The organism is Streptomyces sp. NPDC004610, assembly GCF_040609715.1.
GTDB lineage: Bacteria > Actinomycetota > Actinomycetes > Streptomycetales > Streptomycetaceae > Streptomyces.
The window spans coordinates 92,520-114,946 of record NZ_JBEXLA010000014.1 but is presented as its reverse complement, the minus strand read 5'-3'; the positions used below and the strand labels follow the sequence as shown (position 1 = coordinate 114,946).

Below are 22,427 nucleotides of genomic sequence, written 5' to 3'. Positions count from 1 at the left end.
TGCGCAGCACCAGACAACCCGTCACCTTGCGTGACGGTCTCGACCCTTTGAACCTGACCGACCCCTCAGAGACCTCCCCGGCGTTCCGGCCCCCCTAGAGGCCAGGGGTCACCCCCCACCCCCCTGACCTGCACTTTTGCAATCAAAAGTGCTTCTGACCTGGGGTTTTGTATTTCTGTCACTCTTCGCGGTCGTTCCAGCCTCCTGGCTGGTGTTTCGCGGTCTCGCGGGAGTGGTGGGCCTTGGTCATGGCCTGGAGGTTCGCCCAGTCGTGACCGCGTGGGCCCAACGGCCCGAGCCCGTCACGGTGGTTGACCTCGGTTGCCCTGGGCCGCAGCAGCGGGGGCTGGGCCTGGCACGCGTGGCACTCGCAGTAGGGGTGTGCGCGGAGGTAGGCGGCGCGGGTGCGGGCCCATCGGGTGTCGTAGCCCTTGGAGGCCGCGCTGGGTCGCTGGCGGCCTGCTTTGCGCTGGCAGGGGTCGCAGCGCCCCCCGGGGGTGAGGGTGGGGCAGCCGGGGGTGGGGCAGACCTGGAGGGCTCTACGCGGCGCCACGGGAGTTGTTCTTGACGATGCGGCGGATCAGTTCGCGGATGACGGGCCCGCCGCCGTCGACGGTGATGCGGATCGGCTCGGGTTTCTCGGTGAGCCAGCGGGTGCGGTCGGTGCCTGTCCTGGGGTGTTCGCGGTATACCTCGGCGGCGGTGGTCTTGTCGATGAAGCCGGTGTTGAGGCCGCAGGGGCAGACGACGCAGGCCCGGCCGGTGGCCTCGTAGCTTGCCCAGCCGTCCACGGGCGCCAGTTCGCGGATTTCGTTGGTGATCTGCGGGGTGTGCACGGGCGGCCTCCTCGGGTACGGCGAAGGTCCGGCCTCGCACGGGCGAGGGCCGGGCCGGTCGGCGGGACGGTCAGCAGGATTCGCCGTCCTTGACCGTGTCGAAGTTGACCGTGGTCGTGATGTCGTGCTCGCCGGGTTCGGGGGTCTGTGAGCAGACGATCCAGTTGCGGTCCATGACCTGCATGCGTTCCTGGCCGGTGGCGTCGGACGACGTCAGGATGTAGAAGCCTGCTTCCTGCGCGGCGTCCTGGGCGGCCTGGAGGTCCTGGCCGGTGAGGTCGGGCAGCGTCGCCGTCTCCTCCTCCACCACTTCCTCGGCGGCGTCCTCTGCCCCGGCCGGCTCTTCCGGTTCGCTCGCGGTGTCCGCGGCGGGCGTGCTCTGGCTGGTCTTGGGCTCGTCCGCGGTGGTTTCGGGCGCGGGTGTGCAGGCGGCGAGTGCGAGTGCCAGTAACGCTGTGATGGCCGCGGCGGTGGTGCGTGTGCGCATGGTGTCCCCCCAAGGGATGTTTCGGATGAGGGGTCATCATCTGGTGCCCGCGCGGCTTGTGTGGGCGGTGTGACGAGTCTGTGACGAAAGTGCGTATCCGGCAGGATCGCCCCACATGGCGAAGCCCCGGCCGGTGTCCGGTCCGGGGCGTGGCGTGTGTCTGGGGTGCCGGTTGAGGGCACAGGTGTACACGGAGATCGTGACACGGCTCTGACCTGCGGTCAAGCGGCGTTGGTGGTGCGGCGTTCGAGGATGAGGGTGGTGACGTCTTCGACGGTGTACCAGGGCTGGCGGGGTGTGCCGCCGGAGCGCTTCAGTCGGCCGCGCCTCGCGAGCTGGCGGACGCCGCCGAGGGTGATGCCGAGTTGGCGGGCGGTCTGGTGGGCGGTGAAGTGGCCGGGGCGGATGTTCTGGGACTCCATGGGCCCATGATGGCCTGCTGGCCAGGTGGGGGAGGTCTTACGATCTCCTCATGGTTGACAGCTCGAAGCATTGGACCGTGCGCCATTTTTCGCAGGCCAACCCGGCTGGTCCGGGCTGCGACAGCGTTCCGGCACTGTTGCGGCGGCTGGCCGACTCCGTCGAAGCGCTGGGCCCTGGTGAGGTCCAGGACGTGGTGATCGCTTCGGAGATGACCGAGCACGGCCCTTGGTGGTCGGGGACCGTCTACTTCCACGTGCCGGGAGACGAGTGAGGGCCGTTCCGGCCCCTCTCGGGAGGGGGCCGGAACGGAGGCCGGGTGGGCTCAGAGTGCCGTCCCGGGATGGTCGGGCGTGAGGCCCATCTCGATCTCGCGCTGCTTGCCCAGTTCCTGGGCTTCGATGCAGCTCTCGCACTCGCCGCATTCCTGATCGGGGGCGACTGCGTCGCATTCGGGCGGGAGTTGTGTGGATTCCGTCATGGGTGCATCTTCCTTTGCTCGTCGAGGGTGTTGCTGGGTGCGGGTGGTCTGCCAGTGGCGCACGCGCCTCGCTTCCTGGTGGATCGCGTACCGGGCGGCGTCCTCGGGCTGCGCGCCGAGTGCGGTGGTGAGGAGTTCGAGGTTGCGGCGTGTCTGCGGGTGGTCGGGGAGCAGCAGACCGGCCGCAGCGGGTGCCGCAGGCTCGGGGTCCGGGGTGGGTGCGGGCTGGGTGTGGTCGCGGAGGTCCCTGCGCACAGTGTCGGGGGAAACCTTCAGCTCAGCGGCGATTTCGGCGGGGTTCATGCCGTGGTCGGTGAGGTGGGCGACGATGATGCGGCGGGTCGCACGGGACATGGCAGCCATCACGCACGACCGGTGAGGGTGGTGTAGTCGAAGCTGTGGCCGCAGCGGGCGGCGACCGCGATGGGCCACGTGTGCGGGAGCAGGCCGCCGAGCCACTCCGAACGGGCCTGCTCGGTGTGGTCGGCGCAGGCGTACACAGCGAGGTCGAGCCCGTTGCGCGGGCTGTAGCCCTCGATGCGGGCGGTGGCGGGGGCACCGCAGCCGGGGCCGACCGGGGCGGGCGGCTCGGCTGGGGCATGGTCGTGGCCAGGGGTCGGGACCGGCGCGTATCCCTTGTCGTCGACGTCGTCGGGCTGGTTGCCGCCAAGGGTCCGGACTAGTCCGGACCCTTTCTCGTCGGCGGCGAGGAACGCGGCGATGACGGGGAACTGCGCGGCCACGGAGCGGGCGACGGCCGCCTCGGCTGCGTCGGGGGTACCCACGACCTGGGTACCCCTCTCGACGTCCGTGTTCGGGGTGCGCAGATCTGCGCGAGTCGCACTACTCTGCGTGTCCTCCTGGCTGCTCGGTTCGCCGCCGAGGGCGCGCAGCAGCAGGCGCAGGCCCTCGCGCACGGCGAGGAGCTGGCCGCTGTCGAGGAGCTGCTGGGCGGTGCGGATGGCGACGTCCATCTCGGACAGCTCGGCGGCGGGCGGGAAGGGCGTGTAGGCGGCCGGGGGCCGGGCGGCGGCACGCTGGGCCTGCCCGAGGGCGTAGTCCGCGCGGCACTGGGCGTGCAGCTCGGCGAGGGGCGATGAACTTGCGGGCGCGTCGGGGCGCGGGGAATGATCCATGACAGCCGTTCTCCTGGTTGTGTCAGGGTGTTCGGTCAGGCCCTCGACCGGTGTTGGTAGCACCGGCGGGGGCCGCCTAGTTGTTGCTGTTCTAGGTGGCTAGCCACCACTGTATTCAGGCCCGTGGACGGGTGGCAATACACCGTGGGAAGATTCGGCATGCCCTCCGTCCACAAGAACCCCGCGAAGACTTTCCGCCCCGATCCCGACCTGTACGAGCGGGCCAAGGACGCGGTCGCCGAGGTCGGGTCGGACATGAACGGGCATCTGGTCCTGTTCCTGCGCTGGCTCACACACGAGACGGATGAGCTTCCCCAGCGGCCCCCGAAGCCGGAGTAGCCCGCGGCTGGTGGTGCTGGAGCAGCAGCAGGTCCTGCTCCGTCCGGTACTCCGTCCGGCACCACCGGCAGCGCACCGGCCCGCCCGGCAGCCGGGTCAGGACCGCCCCGCACACCGTGCCCTGGTCGTCCGTCACCGCCACGCACAGGCCGAGCCGCTGCGGCCGGGGCGCCGGATCACCGACGATCGACCGCGCCGCCCCCTCCAGCTCCCGCACCTCGCGCGCCAGATCCCCGGCGGCCGGGTAGTTGGCCGTGATCCACTCCAGCTCCATGGCCAGCCACCGGCAGTCCGCGGCGAGCCCGGCGGCCGGGTCCGGCGGCCCGTGCTGCGGCCACCGCACCCGCTGCACGTCCACCCGCCACGAGTGCACGACGGCCGCCATGTTGCCGTCGTGGATCTCGTCGAGGACGTCCTCGTTGAGGGGGGAGCGGGGGCCGGCCGCGCCCCGGGTGGCGACGATCTCACCGAGGCCGAGCTGGCGAGGGACGAGGCATTGCACCATCTCCTCGCGCAGGCGGGGAAGTTCCTCCAGGCGCTCACCCAGCTTGCGGGAGTCCCTCTCGCACAGGTACCGGCTGCCGGTCGGGTCGCCGCAGAGTTCGCATGCAGTGTCAGTGGCTGCCTCTACGGTGGGGGCATCATCCGCGTCTGCTGGCTGCGACGCTGCGAGCCTCCCGCCCGGTCCCGCCGTGCGGGGGGCTCGCGTCGTGTTCGGGGCATCCATGGTGGCCTCCGTTCTGTGGTGTGCTGGGTGAGCGGCCGGGCCTGGTGAGGACAGGCCCGGCCGTCAGACGGCGGTGGGCAGGATCAGCGCGCCGAGGACGGCAGAGACCCTGTAGACGTCGATCAGATCGGCCACGTCCCCCGCGGTGCTGCCCCGGGGCACGGCGATGCCGAGGCGGCGGCACAAGCCGGTCTGCTTTCCGCTCGGGGCGCGGTTGCGCCAGCCTGCCTGGCGGTTCACGAACGCGCGCGGCGCCATGTCGCGGGCCAGATGTTCCATCCACTCCAGGGCGTCGGCCAGGGGCCGCGGGGTGTCTTCGCGGGGGGCGACGACGCCCTCGTGCGCGCGCCACCGGCGCATCCGGTACAGCCTGGTGCCGGGGTCGCGGACGAGGAACACGAACATCTCGGTGGTGAGGCGGATGAACCAGGTCCCCTCTGGCGTGCGGAGCCAGCGGACCGGCGACTGCCCGAACAGGTTGATCTCCTCGGCCTGGATCCGGGCGGCCAGGGCCCGCCGTCGCTCGGTGACGATGGCCTCCTCGGCGATCTCGCGCAGGGTCCGGTCCTCGTCGGCGGCCTGCCCTATCTCGCGGCCGGTGAGGTCGACCATCGACGCCAGCTTGTGCCGGGTGGAGGCGCCCATCACGTCCAGCAGCAGGGCGTCGGTCTTCCCCGGCGAGGGCCGCAGAGCCCGGCCGGCCATCTGCACGTACAGGCCGGGGCTCTTGGTGGGGCGGGCGATGACGATGCAGCTGGTGTGGGGGGCGTCGAACCCCTCGGTGAGGACCATGCAGTTGGTCAGGACCTGGACGTCTCCGGCCTCGTAGCGGGCGAGGGTGGCCCGCCGGTCGTCGCGGCTCATCTCGCCCCACACGGGGGCGGCGGTGATACCGGCCGCGCGCAGCGACTCGGCGGCCTGCTGGGCGGTGTCGACGGTCGGGGTGAAGACGACGCCGGGGCGGTCGGCGGCGTGGTCGCGGTACGCCTTGGCGATGGCGTCCAGCGCGCCGGAGTCCTCCAGGGCCCGGCCGAGCTGTCCCTCGACGAGGTCACCGTTGCGGGTGCGGACGGTGTCGAGGTCGAGGGTGTCGACCGTGATGCGCTTGCCACGCACGTCGCACAGGTACCCGTCCGTGATCATGTCGAGGATGTCGAGGGTGAAGACGATGTCCTGCCAGACCTCGGCGAGACCGCCGTCGGTGCGGGTCATCGTCGCGGTGAACCCGGCGGTGGGGACGCCCCTCCATGCCCCGAAGTGGTCGAGGACCTCCATGTAGGTGCGGGCGGCGGCGTGGTGGCACTCGTCCACGATGATCAGGCCGATGTCGGTGATGGCTTCCCGGCGGCGCGGTACGGCGAGGGTCTGGACGCTGGCCACGATGACGTCGGCGTCCCGGTGCTCGTCGCGTCCGGCCTTGACGATGCCGACCCGCAGGTCCGGGCGGACCGCGCGGACCTTGGCGGCGGCCTGGGCAAGGAGTTCCTCGCGGTGGGCGATGACCAGGGCGCGCTGCCCGCGCAGGTGGGGCTGGTGCTCGCTGATCAGGTTGGAGAACACGACGGTCTTCCCGGCGCCGGTGGGCAGTACGACGGCGAGCCGGTTGTGAGGGCCGTTCCAGCCGTCGCGCAGCGCGGTGATCGCGTCGCGCTGGTACGGGCGCGGTGTGAAGGCTTCGGACATGGGGTCACCTCGGTTCGGGTGCTGGTGTTTTGCGGGGAGTGCGGGGAGGCAGCGGGAACGCTGCGGGGAGGCCGGAGGGACACGCTGTGTCCTGTGGCCTGCTGTTTTGCGGGGACGCGGGGAGTTGCGGGGAGTTCGTCTCAGGTCTTCGCAATGGGGGAGCTGAAGACGGTCGTGTTGCACACATGCAGATGCGTGCTGCGTGAGGTGTGTGAGACGCGCGTGCAGTAGGAGGGGTGGGGAACTGCCTCCGCAACTCCCCGCTTCCCCGCATAGGTGCAGCTCAGGGCAGGTGCGGGGAGTGGTTCGGGTCCCCGCCCGGGTCCCCGCAAAGTCCCCGCACTCCCCGCATCGCGCGAGTAGCCGGTCACGACTCGTGCCGTCCTGTGCCACGGTCGGCGTGGACGTCGACACGCCAGGTGTTCTGTTTGAGGTGGCTGTCGTAGACCCGGACGACCTTGTGGGTTCCGAAGTAGCGGCCCGCCCGGTTCTTCAGCCAGCCGCCGAGAAGATTGGCGGTCGGCAGTTCCCCGGTCTTGGGGTGGCGGGGGATCTGGTCGGAGACGGCCGCGATGATGCTGCTGGTCGTGACGGCCTGGGCCCCGAGCTTCACCCGCCACATCTCCAGGAAGGCAGTCCACTCCAGCAGTTCGTCGTCCTGGTCGAAGACCTGGTCACGGTCGGCCATCCACCCGTCGACGCCGAGGTAGCCGAGCAGACCGGCCATGAGACTCGCCCACTGCGAGTAGTCGCCCTTGCGGACCCGGACGATCGGGGCGCCCTCCGCCAGCCAGGCCCGGACCATCGTCACCAGGGCGGCGACGATGGTGGACGCCTTCTGGCGGAGCCACGGCCGAAGGTCGCCGACACGGAACCCGTCGCGCTGGTCCGGGTCGGGGCAGTTGGGATCGAGGCGGACCCACATCGTGCGGCGCCCGTTGTCCCCGCCGGTGCGCAGGGCGTTGCCGGTGACGATCCACAGCCGGTCGTTGGGCATGGTGACCGACGCGGTGGAGCCCAGGACGCGGTCGCCCCAGTGCTCGGCGGTGAGCAGGGAGGACAGGACAGGGCTCTTGATGACGTGCCCGTTCGGCAGGTTGTCCAGGACCACGACGGGCTGCCCGGTGGTGTAGAGCTGGGTCGTGATGCTCTTGCGCAGCTCGGTGTCGTTCTCGGGCCATGCTGTCTCGGCGATGCCGTAGGCGTACTTGAAGATGTCCTTGAGCAGGCTCTTCCCGCTGCTCGGCGCGGTCGCGGTGATGGCGAACATCGGGGTCGGCCCGTAGAAGTACGGCCGCAGGATCGGCGAGAGCAGGGCTCCCATGTAGTGCGCGCGGTCGGCGGGCTGCGCCCAGGGGAAGTCCGCCAGCATCTCGTCCAGGACGATGCGCTTGGCAGCGGCCAGGCTGTCCCTGGTGACCTGCGGCTGGAGACGGCGCAGCGGGACACGCGGCTTGAGGTACAGGCCGGTGGCCGGGTCGTAGCCGGGCGCCTGCAACAGGGTGCCGTCCGGCCGGATCACCGGAGCGGTGACGATTCCGCGCAGCGGCGGCAGCGGCCAGTCCTTGCGTCCGAGGACCGTCCCGCAGGTCTTCGGCATGAACAGCTCGCGCTCCTCGCTCTCCCCGCCGTCGGGATCCCGCCGGATGACATAGCTGGTGACGTTGTCGGCGAGGTACGCGCGCAGGTTGTCGGTGCCGAGCTGCTGCATGAGCGGGTTGCCGTTGTCGTCTTCGTGGACCCAGCAGGGCCCGCCGGAGCGCTTGTAGAGGTCGGGCAGGTGCCCCTGCGCCATGAGCGCCAGGACTCCATCGAGGGCGTCGGCTTCGTTGGTGATGTCCAGCTCGGGCCGGGACGGCACGACCCGAAGGTCCGGGGAAGCCCCCCGCTCCTCTCCGGCGTCCGGCGCAGCGTCGGGGTCGAGGGCGGACGACCCGTCGCTGAACTGCTGCGACCCGACGAGGTTCAGGCGGCGGCGCTGCGGCGCGGACCCGTATCCCCGGCGGCGCAGCTCCCGCGCGGCGGCCTTGTGGTCGCCGCCGTGGTGGAGGTGGGCGAACGCGCCGAACTTGCTGTACGGCGTGTCGGCCGTGAACTCCGAGCTGGTGGCGAACACCCACAGCCGGTCGTGCTCGGGATCGCGGCCGGTGGTCGCCTTCAGGCCGCGCGCGCCGTCGGCCCAACCCCAGTACGTGGTGTGCCCGCGGGTGATGACCGGCCGGAAGATCCCATGCAGGATCTCCGTCCAGTCGCCGCGCACGTTGAAGTCGTCGCCGGGGCGCAGGCCGCCGTCGGGCAGCGGGTCGCGCGGGGGTGGTGCGGTCTTCGGCGCCTCCGGCAGGGGCATCTGGTCGACCATCCGGCAGACGTCCCGGATCGCGTCCATGGTGTCCGGGTCCAGGACCGGGATCGTGTCCGGGCCACCGGCGAGCCGGACGTAGGGCCGCCCGGTGGCGTGGACTGTCCCGCCGGAGGGTTCGACCAGGCCGTAGCCGCCCTCGCCGCGCGTCTCGACGAGGACGCGGACGACCTTGGTGTTCGGCTTCTCGGCGACGCGCTGCCGTTCCTCGGGGGTGTACTCGTCCTCGCGCGCCGGGCGAGTGGCCAGCTTGCGGTTCGCGGGGACCGGGGCGCCGTCGAGACGGATGCGGTAGTGCCGGCCGCCGCTGGGTGACTCGGTCGCCCACCCGTTCAGGATGGCGTTCCAGGGCTCGCCGAGACCGGACGCCTGCATGATCTCCGTGACCTCTTCGAGGAGACCCTCGCGGATGGCGAGCCCTTCGAACTCCATCATCTCGGCGGCGCCGGACACGGCCCCGTACACCACTGCGATGCCGTGGGGACGAGTGCCGCCGAACCACTGGTCGTGCTCGGCGGGGGTACTGCGGTTGACCTTGTACGGGGTCCAGGAGCGGACGTCCGGGGCCTTGCTGCCGTCGGCCTTGATGGGGAGGACGCACAGGCCAGCGTCGTGCATCTCGCGGGCGGAGGCCCGGAGGTCGGGGTGCGGCTGGGCGTCGGTCAACGGTGCTCCCTGTGGTACCGGGACAGGTGGTTGGTCTTGATGTCGTCGACGAACGACTTCACGTCGGCACCGTGCACGGGGCCCTCAACGGGCCGGGGGCAGCCGGGACGCAGGCACTCGTAGCGGGCGCGGACACCTTCGAGGTCGACGAACAGCGCGCCGAACACGCCGGGCGGAGAGGAGGGCCGGGCCCGGTGGCTGGGCGGAACGTTCCGCCCAGCCACCGGGATGGCCAGCATCCTCACGCGCTGGCCTTGTCGACGTGCGCGGCCAGTTCATCCACACGGTCCGCGAACCTGCGCAGCTCGGCGGCCTTGTCCCGCGCCTGCTCCGCGGTGAAGTCGGACTCCCCGATGCACACACCCGGGGTCGACTCGGAGAAGTGCAGGGCGAACGCGTCGAGCATGGTCTCGCCCTTGGTGTCGACCACCTCGACGCTCGCACTCTCGTGGTCGTAGTGCGGGCCGGTCTGCACACACCAGTCGGGGTGCAGGCGGCAGCGGGCCGCCCGGTCGTTCTCGCGGGCGATCAACTGGACCATCTCGCTGACCGTCGCGTCCGGGTCGGAGGACCCGGCGACCGCCTTGACGAACAGGTCGTAGAACGCGTCGAGCGCTGCGCTGCCCAGCCCGGCCGCGTTCATCACGGCGTGCCCGGCCTCCAACTTGGCGATGATCTCGGCGGCGGCCCTCATCCCGACACCTCCGCCTGAGCGAGGATGTGGCGGACCACATGCAGGCGGATCACGGGGTCCTGCCCGGAGAACACCGTCAGCTCGGGGCGGGCGCCGTCCCTGCGCTCCACGTACACGGCGAGGATCTTGTCGGCGAGGCCGTCGGGCAGCTCGGCGGGGTCCCGCTCCTCGACGTCCATACCGGCGGTGAGCGTCTCGAACTCCCGGACCGCGTCCCGCGCGTCCTGGTCCTGGTCGGTGATGGCGGCGGCCGTCATGCCATCACCGCCGTGGCGGTGCTGCGGATGGCGGCCATGATCCGGTCAGCGTCATACTCCACGCGCAGGATCTCGGCCATGACCACGGCCATCTGCGCGGCCCTTTTCGGGGTGTAGTGCTCGGGGGCCGCGCTCCTCAGCGCGGTGTCGACCACCTCAGGCAGGGCGGCAAACAGCTGATCCAGGCTGACGCCGGAGTCCAGGGCGGGCGGGATGGTCTGCTGCGTCATCGGGCCACCTCCGAGAACGCGCGCTCCAGCACCGGCACCGGGTAGATGTTGATCAGGCCGAACGTGGCGTCCTGCCTCCGGTGCGGCTCCGCGCCCTGCTCCCGCATGATCGCGGTGGCGCGCTTGCCGATCTGGGCCAGGTACGGGCGGCCGGTGGGGTGGTCGTGGAGCTTGGCGTAGGCGAGGGCGGTGAACTCCTCGTACTGCCCTTCGATCGCTGCGATCTTCGCGGCGGTGACGGCCTGGGCCTGCTCGACGGCGCCGAGACGCTCACGGTCGGCACGGATCGCGCGGACCATGCCCTCGATCACGTCGAGGTCGTCATCGGGCTGCTTGACGGCGCGCGGGTTGATCGCGCCGCCCTTGGTCCAGTAGTCGCGCAGGGCCTGCGCGGACTCCATCTGGTAGGCAATGACGAGGGGGCGGGCGGAGGCGTTGACCTTGTTCTCGTCGATGTTGGCGAGCAGCATCGACCAGGTGTCCAGCGTGACGCTGGCCATCAGCCGCACCTTGCCGTCTTCGGCAACCGTGGCAGTCTCGCCCATGGTTCCCCAGGAGCGGGTCTTGAGCTTCTTGAGCTGGCCGGAGTAGTCCAGGCCCATGCCCTCGATCGTGGGCTTGACGATGACGACCGGCTCGTCGCCGTCTAGGACGGTGTGCAGGTAGGCCCCGTGGAACGGGACGCGGGAGACCTCAGCGGGCGCGGTGGGGTCGGGCGGCGACGCTGCCGCCCTGAGGTGTACCTTTTGCATAGAGCTGTCTCGCTTCTTACTTGTCGGTAGGGCGGATGGACTCGACAGGAGGGGCCGTCTCGCACACGGCTCCTTCGTCGTTTCCGGCAGACGGTCCCGCCTCGCACGCGGGACCGGCGCCAGACTCCGGCGGGATAAGCCGGAGAAATCGGTGGAGGTCCACGGTCCTGGCGACGCGTCGACGCCCCAGACGGATGACCTCGATGGGCAGCCTGTTCTCGGCCGCCAGTTGATAGGTGGTGGACTCGGCAAGAGACAGAGCCTGCCCCACGGTCGGCCAAAGGGGGACGACGGCGGGCAGGTCGAGGATCTCGGCAATGGACAAGGTCGGGGCAGTCATGCCGACTCGCCCAGGGCGTCAAGCCAGGCGTCAACGCTGGTCCGGCGGGCACGGAGGTGCTTGCCGACGCGGACCCAAGCCGGGCCGAGCCCGCGGGTCTTCCAACCGTAGATCGTGGATTTGGAGATCTGGAGCTCGTCGGCGAGATCATCGACAGAAACCCAGGTGTGGCTACATGCGCCCTGAGAGGCGGGGCCCGCATCCTCCGTGGTAGCGGACATGAGAGGACTCCTCACTTGATGAGTACGTTGGGCCCCATTGTGGCCCACCCACAACATACGCAACATTGTGGGCACCAGTCAACAACAACGGCCACAACGTTGCAGATCGTTGTGGCCGAAGTGACCCCGCCACGGCAAGGGTGCACTTGCCGACGGCTGCAACGTTATGGATGCTGTTGGCCACTGACGGCAAGCAACGGAGAAGGTTGAACCTGTGGCCACAACGAGAGCCCCTGACCCGTGGGCGGAACTTGGCGAGTGGATCGCTGGGCGCCGCAAGGAGTTGGGCATGGATCAGAAGCAACTCGCAGAGGCGGCCGACGTATCGGAAAACACCATCGGGAATTACGAGCGAGGTCGGGTGCCAGCACGCGGCAAGATGTCGCCCGGCTATCTTCGAGTAGAGAAAGCCTTGCAGTTCGCGATGGGCAGCTTCGAGAACATCTTGACGGGCGGTGGTCCGTTTTATGCAGTTGAGGGAAACCATGAACGCATGCTTCGACTGCGCGATCCTGAAGAGGTAAGCGACCCAAAGGCAAGAATCCTAATTCCAGTTATTGCTGAAGCACTGCAATACAAGAAACTGGCCATGAGTTTCGCGGACCTTGCCTACAGATGGAACTCAAGTGAAGCGGCAATTGAGCGCTACAAAGAGGCCGTAGACAACCTTCTTATGGACATGCTCTCTCCGGGGCACGGCCCTGCGGAGGTGGTTCGCTTCCTGAGGGAACTGGAGCAACAGGGCGAGAAGATTACCGACCCAACGCGCCCCGACCTGGGGTGGAGCGCCCTAATCATCGACCCTGAGGGTGAGCGCAACACGGTCGGAGCGAAGCTCTGCGATGCACGCCTTGCAGGGGGGATGACTGTTGAGGCTCTCTCCGAGGCGTCACGGGTGCCCGTCAGAATGATTCAGATGATTGAAGCAGATGACTTCAATTTTCCTGGCGCTTTCATGCATGCTCCGGTCTATATTGAATTGATGGCAAATTCCCTGGGTGTGCCGTCTGAGCCTCTGGTTCGCTTGTTCAATGAGGAGCGCGGAGAAAAAGACCACATCGGCGAGGCCATGAAGGGCTACCGAGAATGGAAGGACTCTGGAGGACCAGAACGTGAGTTCCCTGAATCCGGTCAATGAGCACTGCCAGCTCCCGGCTTCCAGTCCAAGACGACCGCCTCGAAACAACCGAGGCTGGGCAGAGCGAGATGGATCTGATTTGAGGAGATTTACATGAAGGGCTCAACGTATCGCCGCTGCTACTGCCGCGACAGCAACGGCAAGGCACTCGGCAAGGCATGCCCGCAACTGTCGAGCAAGCGGCACGGCGTGTACGCCGTACGCCAGGAGCTGCCGCCACGCGGTGACAGCACCCGCCGCTCCTTTTCCCGCTCCGGCTACGACAACGCCAAGAGGGCGCAGGAGGCCCTCGACGCCGTCCGTGCGCTCCTCGCCCTCGCCGACGGCGACGACACCGAAGCACAGACGAAGATCGGCGACCTCCTCGAAGGCGTCAGCAAGAGCAAGACTGCTCCCCTGCCCGACCTCATCGAGACCCGGCGCCGCTTCCGCGCCGGCCAGCCCCTCACGTCGAAGCTGACCGTCGGCGACTGGCTGGACGAGTGGTGGGAGTCGAAGAAGCGGAAGAAGTCCACCCTCAACGGCTACAGCTCCCACATACGGGTTCATCTGAAGCCCGGCATCGGGCACATCCTCCTCGACCGCCTGAACATCGCGCACCTGGTGGAGTTCTTCGACGCCATCGACACCGAGAACGAGACGATCGAGGCGGAGAACCAGCAGCGGCGCGAGCAGCAGCGGCGGGCGACGTGGGGCAAGCGGTCCCGGCCGCCGGAGTCGGAGCGGGTCCGGCTCGCCGCCGAGCGGGAGAAGCTCGACGCGATGCCCCCGTACCGGCGGACCACCGGGGCGGCGACCCAGCAGCGGATACGCGCGACCCTGCGGGCCGCACTCAACGCGGCGATCTCCCGGCAGCTGCTCACCTTCAACCCGGCCGCGCACGTCGAGCTGGCGTCGGGCAAGCGGCCCAAGGCGGTCCTGTGGACGGACGAGCACGTCCAGCGGTGGCGGGAGACCGGTGAGAAGCCGTCAGGCGTGATGGTGTGGACGCCGGTCCAGGTCGGGCAGTTCCTCGACCATGCCGAGTCGGACCGGCTCTACGCGCTGTTCCACCTGATCGCGTTCCGGGGCCTGCGCCGCGGCGAGGCCGTCGGGCAGGCATGGACCGGGATCGACTTCGCCAAGGCTCAGCTCACCGTCTCCAAGACGATCATCCAGGACGGATGGACGCCCGTGGAGAGCGACCCTAAGACGGAGGACAGCGCGGCAACGATCGCGCTCGGTCCGGCGGCCCTGCAAGTCCTCGCGGACCACCGGGTGCGTCAACAGGCCGAGCGTCAGGAGCGCGTGGACAAGGGCCTGCCGTGGCAGGACACCGGGAAGGTGTTCGCCGACGAGGACGGGGCGTGGCTGCACCCGGAGAAGGTGTCGGACGTCTTCCGCCGGCTGTACCGGGAGGCGGACCTCCCGCCCATCAATCTGAGGGATCTGCGGCACGTCGCGGCGACACTCATCCACGCGGGCGGCGGCGATCTCCAGACCATCAAGGAGACGCTGCGGCACGGCACCATCCAGCTCGCGGGCGACACGTACACCAGCCTGCTCCCCCAGGTCGACCAGGAGGTGGCGAGGAACGCTGAGACAGTCGTGCCGCGCGCCCGGCGGCCGTTGGACGCGGGGACCCCCGCTCACGCATCGCTCACGCAGACGCCCGGAAACGAGTGAGCGTCCCGCCCGGTCTAAACCAGTTGGGACGCTCGATCGCTGGTGGAAACGGTTCTCCCTCGCAGCACGCTGGTGGGGCGGGTGGGACTCGAACCCACGGCCGACGGATTATGAGTCCGCTGCTCTAACCGGCTGAGCTACCGCCCCATAGCGGCGTGTCGCGCACATTTGTGCGCGCCGTCTGCCGCAGCATAGCCGCTCATACGATCTCCTGCTCCAGATGGTCGGCTTCCCACGGCGTTCATGACCTGAGGACTCCGTGCCGCCGCGAACGGTTCCGCCGGACATGAAAAAGGACCCCTCTGGGGCCCTCGTTCACCAGGCTCCCCCGACTGGACTCGAACCAGTAACCTGCCGGTTAACAGCCGGCTGCTCTGCCAATTGAGCTACGGAGGACCGAGCTCCCCCGACTGGACTCGAACCAGTAACCTGCCGGTTAACAGCCGGCTGCTCTGCCAATTGAGCTACGGAGGAATGCCTCGTTGCATCGAACGTACCTACCTGGGTATTCGCCAGGGGGCGTGGGCTCGCTGCGACACATACATTAGCGCAAGCAGGGGGGTGCTCCGCCAATCGGTTCCCCCGGGCCCGACGCCGACTGCTGGACACGTCAAGAAAGGGTGGACGCCGTGCGCTACAAGCTCATGTTCGTCGCCGGACTCGCGGTGGGTTACGTGCTGGGCACCAGGGCCGGACGCGAGCGCTACGAGCAGCTGAAGAAGTCCGCCCGGCAGATCGCCGAGAACCCGGCCGTGCGCAACACCGCCGAGACCGCCGCGCAGCAGGGGCGCGAGTTCGCGGGCAAGGCGTACCACGCAGTGAGCGAGAAGGTGGGCGACCGTATGCCCGACTCGGTGGCCGACCGGGTCCGCTCGTTGCGGGAGCGCACCGCCGGCGCGGGCGCGGAGGACGACTGGGGGACCAGCAACACGTAGTGCCCGGCGGCATCACCGGCGGTATCAGTGGTGGCGGTGGTGGTGGCGGTCGTACCTCTCTTGTCTTCTCTTGTCTTCTCTTGTCTCCGTGCTGCGTGGCCGTGGTGATCGGCACGCAGTCCACGCAGAAATAGGGGTCCGACCGCACCCCGACCGCGCCCCTCCGGCAGCCCGGCCACGACCCCTCCTCCGGCCCCGCCCATGCCCCCTCCCCCAACCCCCACCCGCCTCCCGGACGGGATCACCCCTCTCATACGGCAAAATCAAGGGCATGGGGATAGTCGCCGGGCTGGACAGCTCACCCGATTCCACTCGTATCGTCGTCTGTGACGCGGACAGCGGTTCCGTGCTGCGTACCGGGTTCGCGCCGCACCCCTTGCCCGAGGGGTCGGGCGGGGTCCGGCCCAGTGATGTCGATCCACAGGCATGGCTGCTGTCGCTGGGCGAGGCGGCCGGGGGTGGGCTGCTGGAGGGCGTGCAGGCCATCGGGGTGTCCGCGCAGCAGAACGCGCTGATCCCGCTGGACGCGCAGGGCAACACCGTACGGCCCGCGCTGGTCGGTGGGGACAAGCGGGCGCAGGTCGCCGCCGCCGATCTGGTGGACGCGCTCGGGGGGCGGGAGGCGTGGGCGCATGCCGTGGGGTGTGTGCCGCAGGCGGCGCACCCGGTGACCAAGCTGCGCTGGCTCAGCCGGAGCGAGCCGGAGAACGCCCGGCGGGCCGCCGTCCTGATGCAGGCGCACGACTGGCTGGTGTGGCAGTTGCTGGGGCGGCCGGTGCGGCGGACGACCGACCGGGGCGGGGCCTCGGGCACCGGGTACTGGTCGGCGGCGGCCGGGGCGTACCGGCCGGATCTGGTGGAGCTGGCGCTCGGGCATCAGGCGATGCTCCCGGAGGTGATCGGTCCGGCCGACGCGGCCGGTACGACGCCGGAGGGGCTGCTGATCTCCGCCGGGACCGGCGAGACCATGGCCGCCGCGCTCGGGCTGGGGCTCGGCGTCGGGGACGCCGTGGTGTCGCTGGGGGCGTCCGGGTCGGTGATGGCGGTGCATCCCGAGGCGCTCCAGGATCCGAGCGGGATGATCACGTCGCTGGCGGATGCGACGGGGATGCATTTGCCGGTCGTGACGACGCTGAATGCCGTACGGACGCTGCGCGGGGCCGCCGAGCTGCTCGGGGTCGGGGATCTGGAGGGGCTGTCCGCGCTGGCGATGAAGTCGACGCCAGGGGCCCACGGGCTGGTGCTGCTGCCGTATCTGGAGGGTGAGCGGACGCCGAGTCTGCCGCACACCGCGGGCACCCTGGCCGGGCTGCGGCGGGAGTCGATGAAGCCGGAGCACTTCGCGCGGGCCGCGTTCGAGGGGATGCTGTGCGGGCTCGCGGACGCGCTGGATGTGCTGCGCGGCCGCGGGGTGGACGTACGGCGGGTGTTTCTGCTGGGGTCGGCGGCCGGGCTGCCGGCCGTGCAGGCGGCGGCGCCGGCGCTGTTCGGGGCGCAGGTCGTGGTGGTGCAGCCGGCCGACTACGGGGCGATCGGGGCCGCGCGGCAGGCGGCCTGGGCGCTCGGGGTGTCGCAGGGCACGCTGGACGCGCGCACTCCGCCGGGCTGGCAGGGGGCACCGGCGGCCCAGGTGCTCGATCCGGGGGACGAGCTGGCGGTGGGGCAGGCGGTGCGCCAGCAGTTCGTGGCGGTACGGGAGCAGACTCATCCGGGTGCATTCCGGGTGTGACGGGTTCCGGCACGGGTCTCGGAATGTAAGAGTCCGGTAGTAAGGGGCCCGGACAGCCGCTGCGGGCACCACCGGCGGCTTAATTCGGTTGAGGTAACGCCGGTGGAGTGTCCGACGATGGGGGCCGAGGGGGCGACCGCCCCCACCGTTCCCCCCACTCCCCCCACTCCTCGCTCCCCACTCCCCGCTTCTTGACTCACCTCGCCGAACCCGAGAGACCTCAGCGTGCTCATACGACTTCTGCGGACCTATCTCAGGCCCTACCGAAAACCCATCGTCCTGCTGGTGCTGCTCCAGTTCCTCCAGACCTGCGCCACGCTCTATCTGCCCACCCTCAACGCCGACATCATCGACAACGGTGTCGTCAACGGCGACACCGGCTACATCATCGGCTACGGCGCCCTGATGATCGGGATCTCCCTGGCCCAGGTCGTCTGCAACATCGGGGCCGTCTTCTACGGTGCCCGGACCGCCGCGGCGCTCGGCCGGGACGTGCGGGCCGCCGTCTTCGACCGGGTGCAGTCGTTCTCCTCCCGGGAGCTGGGGCACTTCGGGGCGCCCTCGCTGATCACCCGGACCACCAATGACGTCCAGCAGATCCAGATGCTGGCCCTGATGACGTTCACGCTGATGGTGTCGGCGCCGATCATGTGCGTGGGCGGCATCGTGCTGGCGCTCGGGCTGGACGTACCGCTGTCCGGGGTGCTGGTGGCCGTCGTCCCGGTGCTCGGGCTCAGCGTGACGCTGATCGTGCGGGCGCTGCGCCCGCTGTTCCGGTCGATGCAGGTGCGCCTGGACACGGTGAACCGGGTGCTGCGCGAGCAGATCACCGGCAACCGGGTCATCCGGGCGTTCGTCCGCGACGAGTACGAGCAGCAGCGGTTCCGGCGGGCCAACACCGAGCTGACCGATGTATCGCTGAAGTCCGGGAATCTGCTGGCGCTGATGTTCCCGATCGTGATGACGGTGGTGAATGTGTCGTCGATCGCGGTGGTGTGGTTCGGGGCGCACCGGATCGACGGCGGGGAGATGCAGATCGGGGATCTGACGGCGTTCCTCTCCTATCTGATGCAGATCGTGATGTCCGTGATGATGGCCACCTTCATGTTCATGATGGTGCCGCGGGCCGAGGTCTGCGCCGAGCGGATCCAGGAGGTCCTGGAGACGGAGTCGAGTGTGGTGCCGCCGGTCGCGCCGGTCACCGAGCTGCGCCGGCACGGGTATCTGGAGATCCGGGGGGCGGGCTTCCGCTACCCGGGCGCCGAGGAGCCGGTGCTGCGCAACGTCGATCTGGTGGCCCGGCCCGGCGAGGTCACGGCGGTGATCGGCTCGACGGGCAGCGGCAAGTCCACGCTGCTCGGTCTCGTGCCCCGGCTGTTCGACGCCACCGACGGACAGGTGCTGGTCGACGGCACGGAGGTGACGGAGATCGAGCCGCGGCTGCTCGCCCGGACCGTCGGGCTGGTGCCGCAGCGGCCGTATCTCTTCGCGGGGACGGTCGCCACCAATCTGCGGTACGGCAATCCGGACGCCACGGATGACGAGCTGTGGCACGCGCTCGGGGTGGCGCAGGCGAAGGAGTTCGTGGAGCGGCTGGAGGGCGGGCTGAACGCGCCCGTCGCCCAGGGCGGCACCAATGTCTCCGGCGGTCAGCGCCAGCGGCTCGCCATCGCCCGGACGCTGGTCCAGCGCCCGGAGATCTATCTCTTCGACGACTCCTTCTCCGCCCTCGACTACGCCACCGACGCCGCGCTGCGGGCCGCGCTGGCCGAGGAGACCGCGGACGCGACGGTGGTGATCGTCGCGCAGCGGGTGTCGACCATCCGCGACGCCGACCGGATCGTCGTCCTGGACGAGGGCCGGATCGTCGGCGCCGGGCGGCACGAGGAGCTGATGGCCGGCAATGAGACCTACCGGGAGATCGTGCTCTCCCAGCTCACGGAAGCGGAGGCTGCCTGATGGCCGGGCCCGCGGGGCGGATGATGGCCGGCACCGGCCCCGACAGCCGCTCGCTCGACTTCAAGAACTCGGCGAAACGGCTCATCGGCCAGTTCCGCCCGGAACGGCTGACGATCTACGCGCTGCTGCTGTGCGTGGTGATCAGCGTGGGTCTGTCGGTGATCGGGCCGAAGATCCTCGGGGACGCCACCGACCTGGTCTTCGCCGGGATCATCGGCCGGGAGATGCCGGCCGGGATCAGCCGTGCGGAGATGCTCGCCGATATGCGCGAGCGCGGTGACGGCCGGATGGCCGACATGCTCTCCGGCACCGACTTCACCCCCGGCGAGGGCATCGACTTCACCGCCGTCGGACAGGTGCTGCTGCTGGCGCTCGCGGTGTTCCTGATCGCCGGGCTGCTGATGGCGGTGGCGACCCGGCTGGTCAACCGGGCCGTCAACCGGACGATGTTCCGGATGCGCGAGGACGTGCAGACCAAGCTGTCCCGGCTGCCGCTGTCCTACTTCGACAAGCGCCAGCGCGGTGAGGTGCTGTCCCGGGCGACGAACGACATCGACAACATCGGCCAGACCCTCCAGCAGTCCATGGGCCAGCTGATCAACTCGGTGCTGACGATCATCGGCGTGCTGGTGATGATGTTCTACGTCTCCTGGATCCTGGCACTGGTCGCGCTGGTCACCGTGCCGCTGTCGTTCGTCGTCGCCACCCGGGTCGGCAAGCGGTCCCAGCCGCACTTCGTGGCGCAGTGGCGCACCACCGGAAAACTCAACGCCCATATCGAGGAGATGTACACCGGGCACACCCTGGTCAAGGTCTTCGGCCGTCAGGACGAGTCGGCGGCCCAGTTCGCCGAGCAGAACGAGGAGCTGTACGAGGCCGGGTTCCGGGCGCAGTTCAACAGCGGGATCATGCAGCCGCTGATGATGTTCGTGTCCAATCTGAACTATGTGCTGGTCGCGGTGGTCGGCGGGCTGCGGGTCGCCTCCGGCGCGCTGTCCATCGGGGACGTCCAGGCGTTCATCCAGTACTCCCGGCAGTTCTCGATGCCGCTCACCCAGGTCGCGTCGATGGCGAACCTGGTGCAGTCCGGGGTCGCCTCCGCCGAGCGGGTCTTCGAACTCCTCGACGCCGGGGAGCAGTCCGCGGACCCGAAGCCGGGGGCGCGGCCGGAGGAACTGCGCGGGCGGGTGGCCCTGGAGTCCGTCTCCTTCCGCTACGACCCCGACCATCCGCTGATCGAGGAGCTGTCCCTGACGGTGGAACCCGGCCAGACGGTCGCCATCGTCGGCCCGACGGGGGCGGGCAAGACGACGCTGGTGAATCTGCTGATGCGGTTCTACGACGTCTCCGGCGGCCGGATCACCCTCGACGGGGTCGATATCGCCGCGATGACCCGGGACGAGCTGCGGGCCGGGATCGGCATGGTCCTCCAGGACACCTGGCTGTTCGGCGGCACGATCGCGGAGAACATCGCCTATGGCGCCGCGCGCGAGGTGAGCCGCGGGGAGATCGAGGAGGCGGCACGGGCGGCCCACGCCGACCGGTTCGTACGGACGCTGCCGGACGGGTACGACACGGTGATCGACGACGAGGGGACGGGGGTCAGCGCGGGTGAGAAGCAGCTGATCACGATTGCGCGGGCGTTTCTGTCGGATCCGGTGATCCTGGTGCTGGACGAGGCGACGTCCTCCGTCGACACCCGCACGGAGGTGCTGATCCAGAAGGCGATGGCCAAGCTCCAGCACGGGCGGACGTCGTTCGTGATCGCCCACCGGCTGTCGACGATCCGGGACGCGGACACGATCCTGGTGATGGAGAACGGGTCGATCGTGGAGCAGGGGGCGCACACGGAACTGGTGGAGGCGGGGGGCGCGTACGCGCGGCTGTACAGGGCGCAGTTCGCGGAGGCGGTGGCGGAGGTGGATTAGGGGTGCCGGTGGGGGTGGGCGCTTGCCCGCGCGAGCGGGGTGCCTCCCGCAGCGGGGGTACCCCCAGCGCCCACCCGCGGACGAAACCGAACCCTCAGTCCAGATAACCCCTCAGCTGGTCCGCGAACGCGTGATCGCGGAGTTTGTTGAGGGTCTTGGACTCGATCTGCCGGATCCGTTCCCGCGTCACGCCGAAGATCCGGCCGATCTCCTCCAGCGTGCGCGGACGCCCGTCCGCCAGCCCGTACCGGAGCTGGACGACCTTCCGCTCCCGCTCGCCCAGCGTGGACAGCACCGCCTCCAGATGCTCCCGCAGCAGCAGGAACGCCGCCGACTCCACCGGGCTCGCGGCGTCGCCGTCCTCGATGAGGTCGCCGAGGGCGACATCGTCCTCCTCGCCGACCGGCGCGTGCAGCGACACCGGTTCCTGGGCGAGCCGCAGGACCTCGCCCACCCGCTCCGGCGCCAGGTCGAGCTGGGCCGCGACCTCCTCCGCCGTCGGCTCGTACCCCCGTTCCTGGAGCATCCGGCGCTGGACCCGGACCACGCGGTTGATCAGCTCCACCACATGGACGGGGACCCGTATCGTGCGCGCCTGGTCGGCGAGGGCGCGGGACATGGCCTGGCGGATCCACCAGGTGGCGTAGGTGGAGAACTTGTAGCCGCGCGCGTAGTCGAACTTCTCGACCGCGCGGATCAGGCCGAGGTTGCCCTCCTGGACCAGGTCGAGCATGGTCAGTCCGCGTCCGACGTACCGCTTGGCGACCGAGACGACCAGGCGGAGGTTGGACTCGATGAGGCGGCGCTTGGCCATCCGGCCCAGGACGACGAGCCGGTCGAGATCGAGGGCGAGTTCGCTGTCGAGTGCGGGGGTGGAGCCGAGTTTCTCCTCGGCGAACAGTCCGGCCTCGACCCGGCGGGCGAGGTCGACCTCCTCGGCGGCGGTGAGCAGCGGGATACGGCCGATCTCGCGGAGGTACTGGCGGAAGAGGTCGGAGGTGGGGCCGCTGGTGTCGGCGCGGGCGGGGCGGGCCGGTTCGACGGGCTCGACGGCGTCCAGTGCCGTGGGGGGCGGGCCGTCCGGTTCGTCCGCGTCCGGTGTCGTACCGGTGGCCTCGGGGTGGCCCTCGGTCAGGTGCTGCGGTGGCACGGCGACCAGGACGCCGGTCTCCGGGTCCGGCCGGCCGGCGTCGGTGGCGGTGCTGTCGTTCTGTACGAGGGTCTGGGTCTGCACGGGGGCGACCTCCAGGATGATCGCTGCTGAGGCGTGCGGCAGCGCTGCTTGGGGGGCGGAGTCGACGGCCTTGCCGCTGTCCGTCCCGTACGCGATGAGCGGAACCGCGGGGGTGTGGGACCCGTGGGGGACGGGTCGGCCGCGCTCCGAGGACTCAGGCACCGCTTCCCAGTGTGGGGTACGACACATCGCCGCCACGAGGGGCGTGCGG

At 69.7% G+C, this 22,427-nt stretch carries 24 protein-coding genes and 3 tRNA genes; 8 read left to right on the top strand and 19 right to left on the bottom strand.

Going from position 1 to position 22,427, the window contains the following annotated elements; all coding sequences use genetic code 11:
- Positions 1–178: 178 nt before the first annotated feature.
- From ABZX40_RS17900 to ABZX40_RS17885, 4 genes are all read right to left on the bottom strand, one after another.
- The gene (locus ABZX40_RS17900; RefSeq protein WP_355731717.1) at positions 179–553 is read right to left on the bottom strand and encodes an HNH endonuclease; all 375 of its coding nucleotides are present in this window, start codon (positions 551–553) and stop codon (positions 179–181) included.
- Positions 540–836 (bottom strand): hypothetical protein, encoded by a 297-nt coding sequence (locus ABZX40_RS17895; protein WP_355731715.1) that lies wholly within the window; start codon positions 834–836, stop codon positions 540–542. The genes ABZX40_RS17900 and ABZX40_RS17895 overlap by 14 nt, the downstream gene beginning before the upstream one ends.
- Positions 837–906: 70 nt before the next feature.
- Positions 907–1,323, bottom strand: a complete 417-nt coding sequence (locus ABZX40_RS17890; RefSeq protein WP_355731713.1) for a hypothetical protein — start codon at positions 1,321–1,323, stop codon at positions 907–909.
- Positions 1,324–1,544: 221 nt separating this feature from the next.
- Complete coding sequence (locus ABZX40_RS17885; RefSeq protein WP_355731711.1) at positions 1,545–1,745, bottom strand: hypothetical protein; 201 nt, start codon at positions 1,743–1,745, stop codon at positions 1,545–1,547.
- Positions 1,746–1,795: 50 nt separating this feature from the next.
- Between ABZX40_RS17885 and ABZX40_RS17880 the strand changes: the two genes are divergently transcribed.
- Entirely contained in the window at positions 1,796–2,017 is a 222-nt protein-coding gene (locus ABZX40_RS17880) for a hypothetical protein (RefSeq protein ID WP_355731709.1), read from the top strand.
- 51 nt (positions 2,018–2,068) lie between these two features.
- Here ABZX40_RS17880 and ABZX40_RS17875 read toward each other — a convergent pair whose 3' ends face one another.
- Both ABZX40_RS17875 and ABZX40_RS17870 read right to left on the bottom strand, forming a co-directional pair.
- A complete protein-coding gene (locus ABZX40_RS17875) occupies positions 2,069–2,578 on the bottom strand; it encodes a winged helix-turn-helix domain-containing protein (protein WP_355731707.1) in 510 nt (169 codons plus the stop codon).
- Between the two features lie 8 nt (positions 2,579–2,586).
- Positions 2,587–3,360, bottom strand: a complete 774-nt coding sequence (locus tag ABZX40_RS17870) for a hypothetical protein (RefSeq protein ID WP_355731705.1) — start codon at positions 3,358–3,360, stop codon at positions 2,587–2,589.
- 159 nt (positions 3,361–3,519) lie between these two features.
- Between ABZX40_RS17870 and ABZX40_RS17865 the strand changes: the two genes are divergently transcribed.
- Positions 3,520–3,699 (top strand): hypothetical protein, encoded by a 180-nt coding sequence (locus tag ABZX40_RS17865; RefSeq protein ID WP_355731703.1) that lies wholly within the window; start codon positions 3,520–3,522, stop codon positions 3,697–3,699.
- On the opposite strand, the gene ABZX40_RS17860 is transcribed toward ABZX40_RS17865, so the two are convergent.
- The 9 genes from ABZX40_RS17860 to ABZX40_RS17820 all read right to left on the bottom strand — a co-directional run bounded on the left by ABZX40_RS17860 (position 3,650) and on the right by ABZX40_RS17820 (position 11,628).
- Positions 3,650–4,204 carry a hypothetical protein gene (locus ABZX40_RS17860; RefSeq protein WP_355731701.1) on the bottom strand — a complete coding sequence of 185 codons (555 nt, stop codon included), beginning with the start codon at positions 4,202–4,204 and terminating at the stop codon, positions 3,650–3,652. The genes ABZX40_RS17865 and ABZX40_RS17860 overlap by 50 nt on opposite strands.
- 285 nt (positions 4,205–4,489) lie before the next feature.
- On the bottom strand, positions 4,490–6,109 hold the full coding sequence (locus tag ABZX40_RS17855; protein ID WP_355731699.1) for a DEAD/DEAH box helicase: 1,620 nt from the start codon (positions 6,107–6,109) through the stop codon (positions 4,490–4,492).
- Positions 6,110–6,476: 367 nt separating this feature from the next.
- Positions 6,477–9,134 carry a hypothetical protein gene (locus ABZX40_RS17850; protein WP_355731697.1) on the bottom strand — a complete coding sequence of 886 codons (2,658 nt, stop codon included), beginning with the start codon at positions 9,132–9,134 and terminating at the stop codon, positions 6,477–6,479.
- Entirely contained in the window at positions 9,131–9,373 is a 243-nt protein-coding gene (locus tag ABZX40_RS17845; RefSeq protein ID WP_356162577.1) for a hypothetical protein, read from the bottom strand. The genes ABZX40_RS17850 and ABZX40_RS17845 overlap by 4 nt, the downstream gene beginning before the upstream one ends.
- Before the next feature lie 2 nt (positions 9,374–9,375).
- On the bottom strand, positions 9,376–9,828 hold the full coding sequence (locus tag ABZX40_RS17840) for a hypothetical protein (RefSeq protein WP_355731693.1): 453 nt from the start codon (positions 9,826–9,828) through the stop codon (positions 9,376–9,378).
- Entirely contained in the window at positions 9,825–10,085 is a 261-nt protein-coding gene (locus ABZX40_RS17835; RefSeq protein ID WP_355731691.1) for a hypothetical protein, read from the bottom strand. Before ABZX40_RS17835 ends, ABZX40_RS17840 begins: the two co-directional genes overlap by 4 nt.
- A complete protein-coding gene (locus ABZX40_RS17830; RefSeq protein ID WP_355731689.1) occupies positions 10,082–10,315 on the bottom strand; it encodes a hypothetical protein in 234 nt (77 codons plus the stop codon). Before ABZX40_RS17830 ends, ABZX40_RS17835 begins: the two co-directional genes overlap by 4 nt.
- Positions 10,312–11,067 (bottom strand): phage antirepressor N-terminal domain-containing protein, encoded by a 756-nt coding sequence (locus ABZX40_RS17825; protein ID WP_355731687.1) that lies wholly within the window; start codon positions 11,065–11,067, stop codon positions 10,312–10,314. Before ABZX40_RS17825 ends, ABZX40_RS17830 begins: the two co-directional genes overlap by 4 nt.
- A 336-nt stretch (positions 11,068–11,403) precedes the next feature.
- A complete protein-coding gene (locus tag ABZX40_RS17820) occupies positions 11,404–11,628 on the bottom strand; it encodes a helix-turn-helix domain-containing protein (RefSeq protein ID WP_355731685.1) in 225 nt (74 codons plus the stop codon).
- A gap of 214 nt (positions 11,629–11,842) precedes the next feature.
- Between ABZX40_RS17820 and ABZX40_RS17815 the strand changes: the two genes are divergently transcribed.
- Complete coding sequence (locus ABZX40_RS17815) at positions 11,843–12,766, top strand: helix-turn-helix domain-containing protein (RefSeq protein ID WP_355731683.1); 924 nt, start codon at positions 11,843–11,845, stop codon at positions 12,764–12,766.
- A gap of 93 nt (positions 12,767–12,859) precedes the next feature.
- Positions 12,860–14,431, top strand: a complete 1,572-nt coding sequence (locus tag ABZX40_RS17810; RefSeq protein ID WP_355731681.1) for a site-specific integrase — start codon at positions 12,860–12,862, stop codon at positions 14,429–14,431.
- Between the two features lie 70 nt (positions 14,432–14,501).
- Here ABZX40_RS17810 and ABZX40_RS17805 read toward each other — a convergent pair.
- From ABZX40_RS17805 to ABZX40_RS17795, 3 genes are all read right to left on the bottom strand, one after another.
- Positions 14,502–14,578: transfer RNA gene (locus ABZX40_RS17805), tRNA-Ile, on the bottom strand.
- A gap of 176 nt (positions 14,579–14,754) precedes the next feature.
- Positions 14,755–14,827: transfer RNA gene (locus tag ABZX40_RS17800), tRNA-Asn, on the bottom strand.
- 5 nt (positions 14,828–14,832) lie between these two features.
- A tRNA-Asn gene (locus tag ABZX40_RS17795) sits at positions 14,833–14,905 on the bottom strand.
- Between the two features lie 155 nt (positions 14,906–15,060).
- On the opposite strand from ABZX40_RS17795, the gene ABZX40_RS17790 reads away from it, so the two are divergent.
- The 4 genes from ABZX40_RS17790 (at position 15,061) to ABZX40_RS17775 (ending at position 20,982) form a co-directional block, all read left to right on the top strand.
- Positions 15,061–15,366: a YtxH domain-containing protein gene (locus ABZX40_RS17790; protein WP_355731679.1), complete on the top strand. Its 306-nt coding sequence runs from the start codon at positions 15,061–15,063 to the stop codon at positions 15,364–15,366.
- A 271-nt stretch (positions 15,367–15,637) separates the two neighbouring features.
- The gene (locus tag ABZX40_RS17785) at positions 15,638–17,095 is read left to right on the top strand and encodes an FGGY family carbohydrate kinase (RefSeq protein WP_355731677.1); all 1,458 of its coding nucleotides are present in this window, start codon (positions 15,638–15,640) and stop codon (positions 17,093–17,095) included.
- A 225-nt stretch (positions 17,096–17,320) separates the two neighbouring features.
- The gene (locus tag ABZX40_RS17780; protein ID WP_355731675.1) at positions 17,321–19,054 is read left to right on the top strand and encodes an ABC transporter ATP-binding protein; all 1,734 of its coding nucleotides are present in this window, start codon (positions 17,321–17,323) and stop codon (positions 19,052–19,054) included.
- A complete protein-coding gene (locus ABZX40_RS17775; protein WP_355731673.1) occupies positions 19,054–20,982 on the top strand; it encodes an ABC transporter ATP-binding protein in 1,929 nt (642 codons plus the stop codon). The genes ABZX40_RS17780 and ABZX40_RS17775 overlap by 1 nt, the downstream gene beginning before the upstream one ends.
- Positions 20,983–21,076: 94 nt before the next feature.
- On the opposite strand, the gene ABZX40_RS17770 is transcribed toward ABZX40_RS17775, so the two are convergent.
- Positions 21,077–22,378 (bottom strand): RNA polymerase sigma factor, encoded by a 1,302-nt coding sequence (locus tag ABZX40_RS17770; protein ID WP_355731671.1) that lies wholly within the window; start codon positions 22,376–22,378, stop codon positions 21,077–21,079.
- Positions 22,379–22,427 lie beyond the last annotated feature (49 nt).